Here is a 14,269-nt window from a genome sequence, read left to right as displayed (position 1 = left end):
CGAGATTCCGGGTTCGATGCTGTCGCATCGCCCCGGAATGACGGCCGGGAGCAGGCATCGCTGCTCCCGTTCGTTTGAGTGACGTCAGTTTGCATACTTCCGAAGTTCAAGTCTGGCAATGGCGCGATTGTGCACCTCGTCCGGACCATCCGCCAACCGCAGCGTGCGGATATGGGCATAGTCCTTGGCCAGGCCGGCCTCGTCGGAAACGCCGGCGCCGCCATAGGCCTGGATGGCGTTGTCGATGATCTTCAGCGCCATGTTGGGGGCCGTGACCTTGATCATCGCGATCTCGGCCTGCGCGGTCTTGTTGCCGACCTTGTCCATCATGTCGGCGGCCTTGAGGCACAAGAGGCGATTCATCTCGATATCGGCGCGCGCTTCGCCGATGCGCTGTTCCCAGATCGAATGCTCGATGATCTTCTTGCCGAAGGCGGTACGCGACGACAACCGGCGCACCATCTTCTCCAGTGCCTCTTCGGCCTTGCCGATGGTGCGCATGCAGTGATGGATCCGGCCCGGGCCGAGACGGCCCTGTGCGATCTCGAAGCCACGGCCCTCGCCGAGCAGGATATTCTCCTTCGGCACCCGGACGTTCTCGAGCAGCACCTGAGCATGGCCGTGCGGCGCATCGTCGTAGCCGAACACCGGCAGCATCTTCTCCACCTTGATGCCGGGGGTATCGAGCGGCACCAGGATCTGCGACTGCGCCTGGTGCTTGGCGGCCTTCGGATCGGTCTTGCCCATCAGAATCGCGATCTTGCAGCGGGGATCGCCGACACCGGACGACCACCATTTGCGGCCGTTGATGACGTAATGGTCGCCATCCTTCTCGATGCGGGTTTCGATATTGGTCGCATCAGACGATGCCACGGCAGGTTCCGTCATCAGGAAGGCGGAGCGGATTTCGCCGTCCATCAGCGGACGCAGCCACTTCCTCTTCTGCTCCTTGGAGCCGTAGCGGATGAACACCTCCATGTTGCCGGTATCGGGTGCGGAACAGTTGAAGACTTCCGAGGCCCAGGAAATACGACCCATCTCTTCCGACAGCATCGCATATTCGAGGTTGGTCAATCCCGCGCCGCGGAATTCGTCATCTTCATGCGAATTCGGCGGCATGAACATGTTCCAGAGGCCTTCGGCCTTCGCCTTCTTTTTCAGGTCTTCGAGGATCGGGATCACCTTCCAGCGCGGTCCCTCCGCATCCTGCTTGTCGTAAATCGGCACCGCGGGACGGACATGCGCCTTCATGAACGCCTGCACACGCTCGAGCCATTCTTTCTGGCGGTCTGACATATCGAAGTTCATGGGACGCTCCTCGTCTCTCGCTTCTGGAATTGTTGGATCGCACTGTCCGCCCGCCGCGCAGGCCCCGCAAGATGTTTTGCGGTTCGCGGCTGACGGACATGACGGGTTGAGCCGGAAACGCCGCACGCTCGCAAACGTGCATTGACTTTTCCGGCCCTTCAAACGATAGTTTCATACACACGTTTGAAATGCAACTCCCCAAATGGGGGCTGGACATGCCGAGCGATCAGACCCGATCCGCGATCCTCGCCGCCGCCGAACGGCTTTACGCCGACCGCGGCTTCGGCGACGTGACGCTGCGCGACATCGTTGCCGAGGCCAACGTCAACCTCGCGGCGGTGAATTATCATTTCGGCTCCAAGGACGAACTGATCGCCGAACTGTTCGTCACCCGCAGCCTTGCCACCAACCGCGAGCGCCTCAACGAGTTGAAGGCCGCCGAGGAGAACGGCGGCGGCCGCGCGCCGATCGAGCAGATCTTCCGCGCGCTGGTGGGGCCAACTCTACGCGGCTGCCTCGGCCCCAGCAGCGAAGGCTCGACCGCTGCGCGGTTCATGATCCGCGCCTCGATCGAATCGGTGCCGCCGATCCGCCGCATCAAGAACCGCGAGGTCGACCACTTGCGAAAATTCATCGCCGCGATGCGTCGCGCGATGCCCGGCCGTGACGACGTCGATCTTTACTGGGGCCTGAATTTCGCGCTGGCGATGTCGCACCACACCATCCGCGAGAAGGAGCGGCTGACCAAGCTGTCGGAGGGGCAATGCGACCTCAACGACGTCCAGGGGATTATCGACCGCGTGGTTTCGGTTTCGGTGATGGCGCTGGCGGGAAGCGAGACACCGGCGAAGAAGACGCCAGGCAAGGTGGCGGCGCGGTAATCAATTGCAGGATGGGTTGAGCGCAGCGAAACCCATCAATACCGCGCGCAAGCGATGGGTATCGCTTCGCTCCACCCATCCTACGATTCCCGCCGCATCACCCCGCCGGCGGCATCTTGTCGAACTTCGGCACGGCTGGATCGAGATGATCCCAGGTGTGGCCACGCACGGCGTACGTCACCGCCTGCGGCCGGAAACGGGCGGGATCATCGAGGCTTGCGGCCGTCACGGTGAAAAGGTCGGGCATCGCCGCAAACGTCAGGCAGACCGGCGCGCCGCAGGTCGGGCAGAAGCCTGATGTCTTGACGTTGCCGCTGTCGGCGACGATGTCCCGCTGTTTGGCGTCTCCGCTGAGTTTGACGTCGCCGCGCCCGGCGAAGGTCAGAAAGGATCCGTGCCCGGCGCCGCTGTTGCGCTGGCAGTCGCGGCACTGACAGTGATTCATGAAAACAGGTTCGGAAGAAATGGAATAGCGGATCGCGCCGCAGGTGCAGCCGCCGGTATAGGCTTTACTCATGTATCGTTTCCTTCGACAAATTTCGCCAGGTGTTTGCGATCAATCTCAACCACGGCGCCGAATGAAAGGCGCTCATCAAGAGATACATCGGGATCATGCCGCCGAGCGGGGACGCGCCTGCGCTCGAACAGAATTCCTCGAGTGCCCCGCCTCCGGGAATGGCCGACAGCAGCGCCATGACGGCGAAGGTCGGCGCGGCCGCCAGCGACAGCCAGCGGTCCACGCCTGCTTCGAGCCATAGCCGGCGCGGCCGTGCGACGGGGCCCTGCTGAAGGCTCATGGCCGCGCCTGCCCGTCAGCTCGCCTGTTTCCGCATGGCGACTTCGCCGGCATCGGAGACTTCGACCCAGCGCTGGTCGGGCGCAGCACCGGGGACGTAGCTGTCGTGCCAATTCCACCATTTGTACGGAGGAGTCTGCGGATAACCCGCGGGCGATTCTTCCCACGCCTCCTGGCGGCCGAGCGCGGTCATGTCGAGATAGCTCCAGGTGCTTCCCAGCGCTTCGTCGCCGCGGCTCTTGATGAAATAGGTGCGGAAGACACGGTCGCCGTCGCGGATGAACGCGTTGGTGCCGTGCCACTCGCCGACGCCGAAGTCGGCATCAAAACTGTCGGTGACGGTGTACCACGGCATCTCCCAGCCCATCCGCGCCTTGAGGCTGATGATGTCGGCCTGCGGCGCGCGCGAGACAAATACCAGCGTGGTGTCGCGCGCGTTCAGATGCGCGAGGTGGGCGACCTGGTCGGCGACCATGGAGCAGCCGCGGCAGGCCTGCTCGGGCCAGCCGTGCACGCCGGGCTCGAAGAAGGCGCGATAGACGATCAACTGGCGGCGGCCTTCGAACAGATCCCGCAGGCTCGCTTTGCCCTGCGGACCCTCGAACACGTAGTTCTTTTCCACGTCCATCCACGGCATCCGCCGGCGCTCGGCGGCCATGGCGTCGCGGGCGCGCGTGAGCGCCTTTTCCTTCACCAGCAGTTCCTGGCGTGCAGCTTCCCATTCGTTGGCAGATACGACGTTCAACTTCATGACTGACCTCTTGGTTGCTTGGTCGATTGCAGACATGGCTCGGCATCTGCCGAACCGGCATCACGTGCTGGGCCCCTGCCCCTTGGAAATTTGCGTTCGTATTGAGAGCGGCGTCAGCCCTGTTCGCCGGCGATCTCGCCGACGCGCGGGACGACCTTCTTCCAGCCGCCGCTCATGTTCTTGTAGGCGCTGTCGTTCTTCGGCAGCACGAAGCCGGAATGCTCCATGCGAAGCCGCGTCCCGCGTTCGATCCGTTGCAGCGTCCAGGTCACGACGGTGTCGAGCAGCGAGCCGTAACCGATGTTGGACTCGTGCCCGCCCTTCCAGGAATAGACCAAGCGTTGATGCGGAACGGCTTCGAGCACCTCGCAACGGATGACGCCATCCCAGGCCCCGGCCGCTGTGGTTTGATAGGTGAACTGCTTGCCCTTCACTGCCTCAAAGCCGGTCGGCTGCATCTGCAGCCAGCGGGCAATCAGCTCGCCTGTCGTCAGCGCCTTCCAGATCGCCTCCGGCGCGTGCGGGAGGTTGGCCTCGACCACGATGTCTTGCGTGGCGGACTCCTGGGTGTCGGACTGTAACGCGGCGTCACTCATGGATCGATCTCCTTCAGAAGCGTGCGCAGGTTGGCGAAGCGGTCGTTCCAGAACAGCGCGTAGTGGCTCATCCAGTCGAACAACGGGGCGAGCCCCTCCGGCGCGGCACGGTAATAAACGTTTCGGCCCTCAGGTCGTTCGGCGACGAGGCCGGCCTGCTTCAACGATTTGAGGTGCTGCGAGATGGCGCCCTGCGTCACCCCGCTGCCTTTTGTCAGCTCCGCCACCGTGATTTCATGCGCGCCGACGACGCGCTCGAACAGCGCCCGCCGGGTCGGATCGGCAAGTGCGCGCATGACGGCATTAATGGGGGCGGCTTCGATCATGGAGAACCATTAGCTCGAGCTAATTCATTAGTCAACGCTAATTCATATCACGACTTCGTGGTTGCGCTCCCTTGCCGGTGCATTCGCTCGCGGAGCGAAAGAGTGTCTGACGAAGGACAGATATTCGCCCGGAGATCGCAGCAATCTAGGTTTGCGGCATTCCATCTGGCCTGCGCGGCGCCTGAAGTCGCCGTCCCCGGCACAGACATCAAGGAGAGACCCATGAGTGATCTCAAGAAGACGGCGAGGATCGATATGAAACTCGAGATCGTCGTCATCCCCGTCTCCGACGTCGATCGCGCCAAGGCGTTCTACCAAAAACTCGGCTGGCGGCTGGATGCCGACTTTGCTTCCGCTGACGGCTGGCGCGTGATTCAGTTCACGCCACCGGGCTCCAATGCCTCCGTCATCTTCGGCAACAACGTCACGTCGGCGGCGCCCGGCTCGGCGCGGGGCCTTTACCTGATCGTGTCCGATATCGAGGCCGCCCGCGCTGCACTGGTTGCGCGCGGGGTCGATGTGAGCGAGGTGTTTCATGGCGCCGGCGAGGTGCACGCCGGCACCGACGAGCCCTATATTTCCGGGCGGGTTCGGGTCCGCGGCGCCGATCCGGAACACGGCAGCTACCGTTCGTTCGCCTCGTTCAGCGATCCCGACGGCAATGGCTGGCTGTTGCAGGAAATCACGGCGCGATTGGCCGGCCGCGTTGAGGCGGACACGAATTTTGGTTCGCCGACCGATCTTGCCGCTGCGCTCCGCCGTGCCGCCGCCGCGCATGGCGAACACGAGAAGCGCACTGGTGGCGCGCACGACACGAACTGGCCGGACTGGTACGCCGACTATATCGTCAAGGAGCAGGCCGGCGAGGCACTGCCGCAGTGAGCGGCGGCACAACGTGAGGCGCGGAAACCGAAGGGAGCAGACATGAGCGATATGTTGATGAGGACCGCGCGTGCTTTGGCGATCGCGGTGCTGATGTTGGGAGGGGCTTCGGCGTTCCACGTCGCGCGGGCCCAGCCGGCGGGCATCACGCGAACCGATCTGCAGCGGCATGATCTCGGCATTCCCGGCCACGAGGCGTTCCAGGTGCGCGTTGACTTTGCGCCGGGTGCAGCCTTCGGCCGCCACACCCATCCGGGCGAAGAGATCATCTACGTCCTCGAAGGCACGCTGGAATACGAGATCGAGGGCAAGCCGCCGGCCACGCTGAAAGCCGGCGACGTTCTCTTCATCCCCGCCGGAACGATCCATGCGGCCAAGAACGTCGGCAGCGTCAAGGCGAGCGAGCTTGCGACCTATGTCCTCGAGAAAGGCAAGCCCGCGCTGACCCTGGTGAAGTGACGGCATCACGCCGGCACCGGCGCCGGCGCCGGCAGCAGCTTCGGCACCGGGCGGAATGTCATGGCGATGAAGAACGCGCCGAGGCCCATGATCCAGGAGCCGACATAGAGCCACGTGTAGCTCGCAAACGTATCGTAGATCAGGCCGCCGGCGAGCGGACCGGTCGCCATGCCGAGGCTGCCCGCCATCGCGGTGCCGCCGATCACGGTGCCCATCATCCGCAGCGGAAAGTTTTCGCGGGCGAGCGCCGCATAGAGCGGCATGGTGCCGGCATAGATGAAGCCGAACAGTGCGGCGACCGCGTAGAACGCGGCGAGCTCGCGCACGAAGACATAACCGAGCGCGCCGAACGCCTGCGCCAGCAAACCGAGCACCAGCACGCGCTTGGCGCCGAAGCGATCGCCTAACAGGCCGAAGGCGATGCGCCCGCCCAGCCCGGCAAAACCCTCAAGGCTGTAGATGGTGACGGCGGCGACCAGCGGAATGCCGCAACTGATGGCGTAGCTGACGGTGTGAATGATCGGCCCCGAATGGGTGGCGCAGCAGAAGAAGTTGGTCAGCAGCAGGATGACGAATTGCGGCGAGCGCAGCGCCTGTCCGAGTGTCATCTCCGCCTGCGCCGGATCGTCCGACGGCACGGACGCCGGATTCGCAAGCGCCGGCGCGCGGCGCACCAACAGCGAGACCGGGATCATGATGAGTGCGACGACCAGCGCCACCAGCTGCATCGAGGTGCGCCAGTGATGCTGCGACACCAGCCAGGCGGCGAACGGCGCCATCGTCATCGGCGCTATGCCCATGCCGGCCGAGACCAGCGATACCGCCAGACTGCGATGGGTGTCGAACCAGCCGGTGACGGTCGCCATCATCGGCGCAAAGATCGCTGCACAGGAGGCGCCGACCATCAGTCCGAAGATGAACTGGAACGCGACCAGCGAGGTTGCGAGGCTTGCAAGCCCGAGGCTCGTCGCCAGCATGACCGAGCCTGATAGCACCACCGGCAGCGGCCCGAACCGGTCCGACAGCGTGCCCCAGATCATGCTGGTGAAGGCCATCGCCAGAAAGCCGATCGTCATGGCGCTGGATACGCCTGTCACGGACCAGCCGGTATCCCGCGCGATCGGCTGCAAAAACACCGGCAGCGAGAACATGCCGCCGATCGCGACACAGCCGAGCAAGCCGCCGGCCGCGACGATCACCCAGCGATAGCGAGAATTTTCCATTCCTGGTCTCCCATGCATCGTTCTGGATGCAAGACGAACGGGATCGGGCGGAACCGACAGGTTGGAGCGCCCTTCTCGGAATATTTTTCGCAACCCGGTCCGGTCCGACCCATGTTAGCGCATTTTTCCGGTCAGACGCGATTAGCGGGGCCTCGTGTGACAACGATCACGTCGGTGCCTTGGCAACGGCGCGCAGGATGATCGCCCGCGCCTGCCGGCCTTCGGGCGTCGGCATTCCCGCATAATTGTGCGGCTGGCCCCGTCGCAGATGAAGCTCGACCGGCACACCCGCCGCGCGCGCCTTGGCGGCCAGCTCGACGCTGTCGGGATAGAGAAGGTCGAGCGTGCCGGAGAACACGATCATCGGCGCCAGCCCGTGGAAATCGCCATGCAACGGACTGACATAGGGATGCTCGATATCCAGCTTGCCGGCATAGAGACGTCCCGCTTCGATGATACCCGGAATGTCCTGGATCGGATCACGTGCGGCAATCGCGACCTGCTCCGGCCGGTTCACCGCCGCATTCACCCCGGGCGAGATCAGCACCAGCCGGTTCGGTTGCGGATATCCGGAGTCGCGCAACCATTGGGCCGCCGCCAGCCCCAATCCGGCGCCCGCCGAATTGCCGATCACCGTGACATCAGCCGACCCTGCATCTTCCAGAACCTTCCGCAACAACTCGCCCGTGGCCGGCACGAGATCCTTGGCGGTAGCGCCGGGAGCCAGCGGATAGATCGGAACGACGCAACGGACGCCGGCGTGGCGGGTCAAATAAGCCACGAAGCGCCAATGGGCGCGAACGATCTCGTTGATAAATCCGCCGCCGTGCAGAAACACGACGGTGTTGCCGGCGCCGGGATTGCCGGACCGCGCCGTAGTGTAGACCGGCCATCCCGCCACATTTTTCAAAGTCACCTCGACGCCGCGGCCGAGACCCGTCGGTTTGTAAGAGGCCGGCCGCAATGCCAATTTGCGCACGTGCTCCTGCGCGGCCGCGGCGGATGCCAGCTCCTTCTTGATCGGAAGCAGCCGTAGCACCGCATTGATGCAGCGGCTCTGCCAGCTCGGCCCGGCATCGCCCGGCCGCACGCCTTCATCCGCTTGAAGCTGCGGTATCGACGACATCTTCCCAACGCTCATGGTCATATCCTGCCTGGTGCGAGTCTCTGTCAGCCCGGCGCGCAATGGCATCTGTCCATTCGCCGACGCCTGCGATATAATATGAGTGATAGCTCATATTCCATACTCGCATTCGGGAACGCAGGACATGGCGCGGAAGCCGCGTACGAAACCCAGGAAGCACGCCTCTCAGGAGCGCTCGCGCGCGACGGTCGACGCGCTGGTCGAAGCGACCGCTCGCATTCTGGTGAGGGAAGGTTTCGACAAGGCCAGCACCAACCGGATCGCCGAAGTGGCGGGCGTGAGCGTCGGCTCGCTGTACCAGTATTACCCTGGCAAGGAAGCGCTGGTTGCCGCCGTGATCGAGCGTCACAATCAGGAAATCATGCAGGTCGTCGGCGGCACACTGGCGGAGATCGGCACGCTGCCGATCGAGCAAGCGATACGCAGCCTCGTGACCGTGGCGATCGCGGCGCATTGCATCGACCCCAAGCTGCATCGCGTCCTTGCAGAACAAATTCCGCGCACCGGACGCCTCGAAAATGTGGAGGCCTTCAACCGCCAGACCTATGCCCTGTTCAGGGCCTATCTCGAGAGCCGCAGCAATGAACTTCGCGCGCTCGATCCGGGATTTGCGACCTTTGTCTGCGTCACATCGATCGAGGCGCTGGCCCATACGGCGGTCTTGCACCACGCCGACATGCTCTCAGATGAAACGGTCGGAACGCTGGTCGACGAGGCCACCCGCCTCGTGGTCGGATATTTGCAATAATCACCGGAGCCACCCCCCTGCGACAGAGATCATGACCATCCGCCCCATCGTCAGATATCCCGACCCCCGGCTCACGCTCCCGGCGCAGCCCGTGACCGCGTTCGACGGCGCGCTGCGCGAACTCGCGGCCGACCTGCTCGAGACCCTGCACGCCGCGCCCGGTATCGGCATCACCGCGCCGCATATCGGCATCTCGCTTCGGGTCGTGGTGCTCGACCTCGATCCCGTCAACGGCGCGCGGACCTATGTCAATCCGGAGATCGCCTGGGCTTCGCCTGACATGATCCTGCACCAGGAAGGCAGCGTCTCGATGCCCGGCGTCAATGACGACATCCAGCGTCACGCGAAAATCCGGATCAGCTATCAGGACATTGACGGCAACGCGCATACCGAGGAATCGCAAGGCCTGCGCGCGGTGTGTCACCAGCACGAGATCGACCAGCTCAACGGCCTGTTCTGGATCAAGCGGCTGTCGCGCCTGAAACGCGAGCGGCTGATCAAGCGGTTCGAGAAAGTGTCGCGGGGGTGAAACCAATTTTCCTGCCGTGACCATGTCGGATCCGCCACGGCACGTTCGTCCTGTGAGGGCCCGAGCCGAGCACCGGCGCCGACGGGGGGCGCCAAAGTCGGCACAAATGAAGGAGAACAAGGATGAGCAAGACCACGATCTGCCTGTGGTACAACCACGACGCCGAAGAAGCCGCGCGCTTTTATGCCAAAACCTTTCCCGACAGCGCGGTCAAGGCGGTGCATCGCTCACCGTCGGACTATCCCGGCGGCAAGGAAGGCGATCCGCTGATGGTCGAGTTCACCGTGTGCGGCACGCCGTGTCTCGGACTGAACGGCGGGGACATCTTCAAGCATAGCGAAGCCTTTTCCTTCGTGATCTCCACCGAGACCCAGGAAGAGACCGACCGCTACTGGAACGCCATCGTCGGCAACGGCGGCACCGAGAGCTCCTGCGGCTGGTGCAAGGACAAGTGGGGCCTGTCGTGGCAGATCACCCCGCGCGTCCTGACCGACGCGATGGCCAAAGGCGGCGACGTGGCCAAGCGCGCATTCGCGGCGATGATGCCGATGCGCAAGATCGACGTTGCCAAGATCGAGGCCGCGGTGCGCGGCGGAGCGTGATGTTTGCGAATTCGTAGGGTGGGTTAGGCGAAGCCGTAACCCACCGCGGTACTAGCCGTGCCGCACGAAGTTGGTGGGTTACGCTGCGCTAACCCACCCCACAAGCGCTACCCCTGCCCGGCTGCCTTGAGGATCAGACCAGCGATCGCATCCGGCTGCGAGATCAGCGCGAGATGGCTCGCCTTCACCTCGATGGTGGTCGCGCCCATGCGCTTGGCCATGAAGCGTTCGAGATCCGGATTGATGGTGCGGTCCTCGGAGGAGACGGCATACCAGCTCGGCTTCGATCGCCAGGCCGCTTGCGTGGTCTTGCCGGTGAGAAGCGCTTTCTGAAACGGCTGCTGGACCGCATACAGAACCTTCGCTTTTGCTTCCGGCAAGTCGCCGGCGAAATCGCGCAGGAACGCGGCCTCGCTCAGGCGTCCTTCATCTCCGTCGAACACGATGCCCGCCGACGCCGGCGGCGTCGGATAGGTCTTGGCCAACGCCGTGTAATCCTCGCCGGCATCCGGCGCCCGCGCAGCCACATAGACCAGCGCCGAGACGTTCGGATGCATGCCGGCTTCGGTGACGATCATGCCGGAAAAGGAATGCCCGACCAGCACGGTCGGCCCGTCCTGCCGCGCCAGCACCTTCTCCGCCGATGCCACCGCCTCCGGCAACGTCGTCAGCGGGTTTTGCACGGCGGTGACGTTGAGCCCCTTGGCCTGCAGGCGCGGGATCACCTCGGACCAGCATGATCCGTCGGCAAACAGCCCGTGGACGAGCACGACGTTTTTTGCCTTCGGCAGCGGTTGGGCAATGGCACTGCGCGGGAGAAGCGTGCTTGCGGCTGCTGCGGCTGCGATGCCTACGAATGCGCGCCGGTTCATCTGCATCGAGCGAAGATCGTTATCCATGACGTATTCCTCTTGCGTACACCTACTTCCTCGTGGACGTTCGCTTTCCCCTCTTTGTTACACATTACGCATAATTAATACTGCGCGTCGTCACCCGCCCGCCGTCAAATCCTTCGCTGGCGCCATGTAGCCCGTAGGGCGGATTAGCGAAGCGTAACCCGCCGCCACCAAATTCTGAAGCAAAGCGGTGGATTACGCCTTCGGCTAATCCACCCTACGAGCTGCTTAGTCATCGATCTCTCCCTTCACGAATGTAATCTTCGGAACGCTGAAACCCATTGCGGGCCAGGCAGACAGCAGCTTGACGAAGAAAGAGAAGGTATGACGTTTGGGGTTTGGAATATCGTTGGAGAGGTTCACTCCTGGAAGCGCGTCACTCGTCATTGTGCGCATTTCAATACGAGGTCGCGTTTCTGGAGACCAAAGATATCCATAAAGACTTAGCCAATGCCCTTTCGTGAACTCCAGGAAAATCGGTGTATTGCAACAGATGGCGACCACACGGCGGGTTGCAGATTGCGGTGTGAGCCGATGCTCTCTCAGCAGTTCGGCGCCCTTGTCAAAATGGACGCGATCCTTGCGATAGAGAATCAATTGAGTCGAGCCATTTGGCTCCACGATTTTCGGTGCGCCGGGCAAGGCTTCCAGCCTGCCGCCTGCAGTCCGGCAACTTGTGCAACAGCATTCGGCGGCAAGGATGGGCGTTCCCTCGACGGCAAGGCGAGTTTGTCCGCAGATACATGAAAGGTGAGTGGTTTGCGTCATGCCGATATGCTTTCCGAGATGGCTTTCCCGAACACCATAACCCGCATCGTTGTCTCCCTGTCTGAGCCGGCCCTTTTGGCGTCTCATCTGGACAACGAGCGAGCTTGTCGGAAATCGACATCGTCCTGGAAATTTTCTTGCTCGACATTCAGAGCGCGCGGCGGGAACAGCCGCTTTTCGGGTCAGGGATCCCCGATGGCGCGATGGCCGCCTAGCCCCCTACTCCCACTCAATCGTCCCCGGCGGCTTCGACGTCACGTCGTACACCACCCGGTTCACGCCCTTGACCTCGTTGATGATCCGCGTTGCGGTCTCGCCGAGGAATTTCATGTCGAAGGCGTAGAAGTCGGCGGTCATGCCGTCGGTGGAGGTGACGGCGCGGAGACCTACGACGTATTCGTAGGTGCGGCCGTCGCCCATGACGCCGACGGTTTTCACCGGCAGCAGCACGGCGAAGGCCTGCCAGATCTGGTCGTAGAGGCCGGCTTTTCGGATTTGATCGATATAAACCGCGTCGGCGTTGCGGAGGATGTCGAGCTTTTCCTTTGTGATGTCGCCGGGGCAGCGGATGGCGAGGCCCGGGCCGGGGAACGGATGGCGGCCGACGAAAATCTCGGGCAGGCCGAGTTCGCGCCCGAGCACGCGGACTTCGTCCTTGAACAGTTCGCGCAACGGTTCGACCAGCTTCATGTTCATGCGATCAGGAAGGCCGCCGACATTGTGGTGCGACTTGATGGTCACCGACGGGCCGCCGGTGAAGGAGACGCTCTCGATCACATCGGGATAGAGCGTGCCCTGCGCCAGGAAATCCGCGCCGCCGATTTTCTTCGCTTCCGCGTCGAACACGTCGATGAACAGGCGGCCGATGGTCTTGCGCTTCACTTCGGGGTCGGTGACCCCAGCGAGCTCGCCGAGGAACTGCTTCGAGGCGTCCACATGCACCAGCGGAATATTGTAGTGGTGCCGGAACAGGTCGACGACGGTCTTGGCCTCGTCGAGCCGCAGCATGCCGTGATCGACGAACACGCAGGTGAGCTGGTCGCCGACGGCTTCATGGATCAGCACCGCGGCAACCGCGGAATCGACGCCGCCGGAGAGGCCGCAGATCACCCTGCCCGAGCCTACCTGGGCGCGGATTTTTTCGATCGCCTCTTCACGAAACGCGCGCATGGTCCAGTCGCCGGTGAGGCCGGCGACCTTGCGGACGAAATTGCGGATCAGTTTGGCGCCGTCGGGCGTGTGCACCACTTCGGGGTGGAACATCAGGCCGTAATATCTGCGCTTCTCGTCCTGGATCACCGCGAACGGCGCATTCGGCGAAACGCCCGCCACCGTGAAGCCCGGCGGCATCTTGGTGATGCGATCGCCATGGCTCATCCACACCGGATGCTTTTCGCCGATGCCCCAGGTGGACTCGAACAGGTTGCTGGCCGCCTTGACCTCGACATCGGCGCGGCCGAATTCGCGGTGGTGGCCGCCCTCGACTTCGCCGCCGAGCTGGGCGGCCATGGTCATCTGGCCGTAGCAGATGCCGAGCACAGGCACGCCGGAATCGAAGATCGCCTGCGGCGCGCGCGGCGAGCCGGCCTCGTGCACCGACTCCGGTCCGCCGGAGAGGATCACGGCTTTCGGCTTCATTTCCTTGAAGGCTTGCTCCGCCTTCTGGAACGGCACGATTTCCGAATAGACGCCCTCCTCGCGCACCCGGCGCGCGATCAGTTGCGTCACCTGACTGCCGAAATCGACGATCAGAATCTTGTCATGCGCCGAGGCCAGTGTTGGCGTCGACTTAGCTGAGGGCTGTGCTGCTGTCATGGAGAGGAATTACGCGACGGGACGCCCTCTCGCAACCGCGGCAAACGGGCGGCCCACATTCTTCTGCAGGGGATGGACAGACGCAATTAGGTCAGTATTATTGACCTAATTTGTCCCAGAGGCAGAATGGAGGAAACCAATGCCGTCGTCGCATCACGAACCAACGCATCTCGCCGCGCTCGGGCGGGACTGGATCGCCGCCTGGAACTCGCACGATCTGGAGCGGATGCTGGCGCTCTATTCCGACGACTTCGAGATGACATCGGACAAGATCCCCGCACTCGGCTTCGACGCCTCAGGGACGCTGCGCGGCAAGGAGAATGTCCGCGCCTACTGGAGCAAGGCGTTGTCGATGATTGCGAACCTGCGGTTTGAGCTGATCGATACGTATGTGAGCCCGGACAGCATCGTGGTGTTTTACCAGAACGAGCGCGGGGCGAAGATTTGCGAGTATCTGCGGCTCGATGCGGCGGGGAAGATCAAGCAGGGGTCGGCGAACCATCTGGCGGGATGAGATGCCCAACGCCGTCATTGCGAGCGAAGCG

General features: G+C 63.2%; 18 protein-coding genes. 7 read left to right on the top strand and 11 right to left on the bottom strand.

Annotated features, from left to right (window positions below; genetic code table 11):
* Positions 1 to 84: 84 nt before the first annotated feature.
* A complete protein-coding gene (locus BLS26_RS32475; protein ID WP_092516538.1) occupies positions 85 to 1,308 on the bottom strand; it encodes an acyl-CoA dehydrogenase family protein in 1,224 nt (407 codons plus the stop codon).
* Positions 1,309 to 1,523: 215 nt separating this feature from the next.
* Between BLS26_RS32475 and BLS26_RS32470 the strand changes: the two genes are divergently transcribed.
* Positions 1,524 to 2,189 (top strand): TetR/AcrR family transcriptional regulator, encoded by a 666-nt coding sequence (locus tag BLS26_RS32470; RefSeq protein ID WP_092516537.1) that lies wholly within the window; start codon positions 1,524 to 1,526, stop codon positions 2,187 to 2,189.
* A 97-nt stretch (positions 2,190 to 2,286) separates the two neighbouring features.
* Here BLS26_RS32470 and BLS26_RS32465 read toward each other — a convergent pair whose 3' ends face one another.
* The 5 genes from BLS26_RS32465 to BLS26_RS32445 all read right to left on the bottom strand — a co-directional run bounded on the left by BLS26_RS32465 (position 2,287) and on the right by BLS26_RS32445 (position 4,658).
* The gene (locus BLS26_RS32465; RefSeq protein ID WP_092516536.1) at positions 2,287 to 2,706 is read right to left on the bottom strand and encodes a GFA family protein; all 420 of its coding nucleotides are present in this window, start codon (positions 2,704 to 2,706) and stop codon (positions 2,287 to 2,289) included.
* Entirely contained in the window at positions 2,699 to 2,986 is a 288-nt protein-coding gene (locus BLS26_RS32460) for a hypothetical protein (protein WP_197681294.1), read from the bottom strand. Before BLS26_RS32460 ends, BLS26_RS32465 begins: the two co-directional genes overlap by 8 nt.
* A gap of 15 nt (positions 2,987 to 3,001) precedes the next feature.
* Positions 3,002 to 3,736 (bottom strand): DUF899 domain-containing protein, encoded by a 735-nt coding sequence (locus BLS26_RS32455; protein WP_092516535.1) that lies wholly within the window; start codon positions 3,734 to 3,736, stop codon positions 3,002 to 3,004.
* 113 nt (positions 3,737 to 3,849) lie between these two features.
* Complete coding sequence (locus BLS26_RS32450; protein WP_092516534.1) at positions 3,850 to 4,332, bottom strand: SRPBCC domain-containing protein; 483 nt, start codon at positions 4,330 to 4,332, stop codon at positions 3,850 to 3,852.
* Positions 4,329 to 4,658 (bottom strand): helix-turn-helix transcriptional regulator, encoded by a 330-nt coding sequence (locus BLS26_RS32445; RefSeq protein ID WP_092516533.1) that lies wholly within the window; start codon positions 4,656 to 4,658, stop codon positions 4,329 to 4,331. The genes BLS26_RS32450 and BLS26_RS32445 overlap by 4 nt, the downstream gene beginning before the upstream one ends.
* Before the next feature lie 222 nt (positions 4,659 to 4,880).
* Between BLS26_RS32445 and BLS26_RS32440 the strand changes: the two genes are divergently transcribed.
* A complete protein-coding gene (locus BLS26_RS32440; RefSeq protein ID WP_092516532.1) occupies positions 4,881 to 5,540 on the top strand; it encodes a VOC family protein in 660 nt (219 codons plus the stop codon).
* 57 nt (positions 5,541 to 5,597) lie between these two features.
* Complete coding sequence (locus tag BLS26_RS32435; RefSeq protein ID WP_172804825.1) at positions 5,598 to 5,999, top strand: cupin domain-containing protein; 402 nt, start codon at positions 5,598 to 5,600, stop codon at positions 5,997 to 5,999.
* Between the two features lie 5 nt (positions 6,000 to 6,004).
* On the opposite strand, the gene BLS26_RS32430 is transcribed toward BLS26_RS32435, so the two are convergent.
* On the bottom strand, positions 6,005 to 7,222 hold the full coding sequence (locus BLS26_RS32430) for an MFS transporter (protein WP_092516530.1): 1,218 nt from the start codon (positions 7,220 to 7,222) through the stop codon (positions 6,005 to 6,007).
* 166 nt (positions 7,223 to 7,388) lie between these two features.
* The gene (locus BLS26_RS32425; RefSeq protein ID WP_244541768.1) at positions 7,389 to 8,363 is read right to left on the bottom strand and encodes an alpha/beta fold hydrolase; all 975 of its coding nucleotides are present in this window, start codon (positions 8,361 to 8,363) and stop codon (positions 7,389 to 7,391) included.
* A 127-nt stretch (positions 8,364 to 8,490) separates the two neighbouring features.
* Between BLS26_RS32425 and BLS26_RS32420 the strand changes: the two genes are divergently transcribed.
* From BLS26_RS32420 to BLS26_RS32410, 3 genes are all read left to right on the top strand, one after another.
* Complete coding sequence (locus tag BLS26_RS32420; protein WP_092516529.1) at positions 8,491 to 9,114, top strand: TetR/AcrR family transcriptional regulator; 624 nt, start codon at positions 8,491 to 8,493, stop codon at positions 9,112 to 9,114.
* A gap of 31 nt (positions 9,115 to 9,145) precedes the next feature.
* On the top strand, positions 9,146 to 9,643 hold the full coding sequence (locus BLS26_RS32415; protein WP_092516528.1) for a peptide deformylase: 498 nt from the start codon (positions 9,146 to 9,148) through the stop codon (positions 9,641 to 9,643).
* 122 nt (positions 9,644 to 9,765) lie between these two features.
* Complete coding sequence (locus tag BLS26_RS32410; RefSeq protein WP_092516527.1) at positions 9,766 to 10,245, top strand: VOC family protein; 480 nt, start codon at positions 9,766 to 9,768, stop codon at positions 10,243 to 10,245.
* A 107-nt stretch (positions 10,246 to 10,352) separates the two neighbouring features.
* Here the strand turns inward: BLS26_RS32410 and BLS26_RS32405 are convergent, their stop codons facing one another.
* From BLS26_RS32405 to guaA, 3 genes are all read right to left on the bottom strand, one after another.
* Positions 10,353 to 11,123 carry an alpha/beta fold hydrolase gene (locus BLS26_RS32405; RefSeq protein ID WP_092518876.1) on the bottom strand — a complete coding sequence of 257 codons (771 nt, stop codon included), beginning with the start codon at positions 11,121 to 11,123 and terminating at the stop codon, positions 10,353 to 10,355.
* Positions 11,124 to 11,369: 246 nt separating this feature from the next.
* Complete coding sequence (locus BLS26_RS32400; protein WP_092516526.1) at positions 11,370 to 11,909, bottom strand: GFA family protein; 540 nt, start codon at positions 11,907 to 11,909, stop codon at positions 11,370 to 11,372.
* Positions 11,910 to 12,128: 219 nt separating this feature from the next.
* Entirely contained in the window at positions 12,129 to 13,724 is a 1,596-nt protein-coding gene (gene guaA, locus BLS26_RS32395) for a glutamine-hydrolyzing GMP synthase (protein ID WP_092516525.1), read from the bottom strand.
* Between the two features lie 139 nt (positions 13,725 to 13,863).
* Between guaA and BLS26_RS32390 the strand changes: the two genes are divergently transcribed.
* Positions 13,864 to 14,238 carry a nuclear transport factor 2 family protein gene (locus BLS26_RS32390; RefSeq protein ID WP_092516524.1) on the top strand — a complete coding sequence of 125 codons (375 nt, stop codon included), beginning with the start codon at positions 13,864 to 13,866 and terminating at the stop codon, positions 14,236 to 14,238.
* Positions 14,239 to 14,269: the final 31 nt, after the last annotated feature.

This window comes from Afipia sp. GAS231, assembly GCF_900103365.1.
Classification (GTDB): Bacteria; Pseudomonadota; Alphaproteobacteria; order Rhizobiales; family Xanthobacteraceae; genus Bradyrhizobium.
The sequence above is the reverse complement of the archived record's forward strand: the minus strand, read 5'-3'. Positions and strand labels throughout refer to the sequence as shown.

Coding starts and splice junctions, on each gene's coding strand:
- BLS26_RS32455 (WP_092516535.1), bottom strand. CDS start 3,736: ATGAAGTTGAACGTCGTATCTGCCAACGAATGGGAAGCTGCACGCCAG.
- BLS26_RS32440 (WP_092516532.1), top strand. CDS start 4,881: ATGAGTGATCTCAAGAAGACGGCGAGGATCGATATGAAACTCGAGATC.
- BLS26_RS32400 (WP_092516526.1), bottom strand. CDS start 11,909: ATGACGCAAACCACTCACCTTTCATGTATCTGCGGACAAACTCGCCTT.
- BLS26_RS32465 (WP_092516536.1), bottom strand. CDS start 2,706: ATGAGTAAAGCCTATACCGGCGGCTGCACCTGCGGCGCGATCCGCTAT.
- BLS26_RS32460 (WP_197681294.1), bottom strand. CDS start 2,986: ATGAGCCTTCAGCAGGGCCCCGTCGCACGGCCGCGCCGGCTATGGCTC.
- BLS26_RS32420 (WP_092516529.1), top strand. CDS start 8,491: ATGGCGCGGAAGCCGCGTACGAAACCCAGGAAGCACGCCTCTCAGGAG.
- BLS26_RS32390 (WP_092516524.1), top strand. CDS start 13,864: ATGCCGTCGTCGCATCACGAACCAACGCATCTCGCCGCGCTCGGGCGG.
- BLS26_RS32475 (WP_092516538.1), bottom strand. CDS start 1,308: ATGAACTTCGATATGTCAGACCGCCAGAAAGAATGGCTCGAGCGTGTG.
- BLS26_RS32450 (WP_092516534.1), bottom strand. CDS start 4,332: ATGAGTGACGCCGCGTTACAGTCCGACACCCAGGAGTCCGCCACGCAA.
- BLS26_RS32410 (WP_092516527.1), top strand. CDS start 9,766: ATGAGCAAGACCACGATCTGCCTGTGGTACAACCACGACGCCGAAGAA.
- BLS26_RS32415 (WP_092516528.1), top strand. CDS start 9,146: ATGACCATCCGCCCCATCGTCAGATATCCCGACCCCCGGCTCACGCTC.
- guaA (WP_092516525.1), bottom strand. CDS start 13,724: ATGACAGCAGCACAGCCCTCAGCTAAGTCGACGCCAACACTGGCCTCG.
- BLS26_RS32425 (WP_244541768.1), bottom strand. CDS start 8,363: ATGAGCGTTGGGAAGATGTCGTCGATACCGCAGCTTCAAGCGGATGAA.
- BLS26_RS32435 (WP_172804825.1), top strand. CDS start 5,598: ATGAGGACCGCGCGTGCTTTGGCGATCGCGGTGCTGATGTTGGGAGGG.
- BLS26_RS32470 (WP_092516537.1), top strand. CDS start 1,524: ATGCCGAGCGATCAGACCCGATCCGCGATCCTCGCCGCCGCCGAACGG.
- BLS26_RS32405 (WP_092518876.1), bottom strand. CDS start 11,123: ATGCAGATGAACCGGCGCGCATTCGTAGGCATCGCAGCCGCAGCAGCC.
- BLS26_RS32430 (WP_092516530.1), bottom strand. CDS start 7,222: ATGGAAAATTCTCGCTATCGCTGGGTGATCGTCGCGGCCGGCGGCTTG.
- BLS26_RS32445 (WP_092516533.1), bottom strand. CDS start 4,658: ATGATCGAAGCCGCCCCCATTAATGCCGTCATGCGCGCACTTGCCGAT.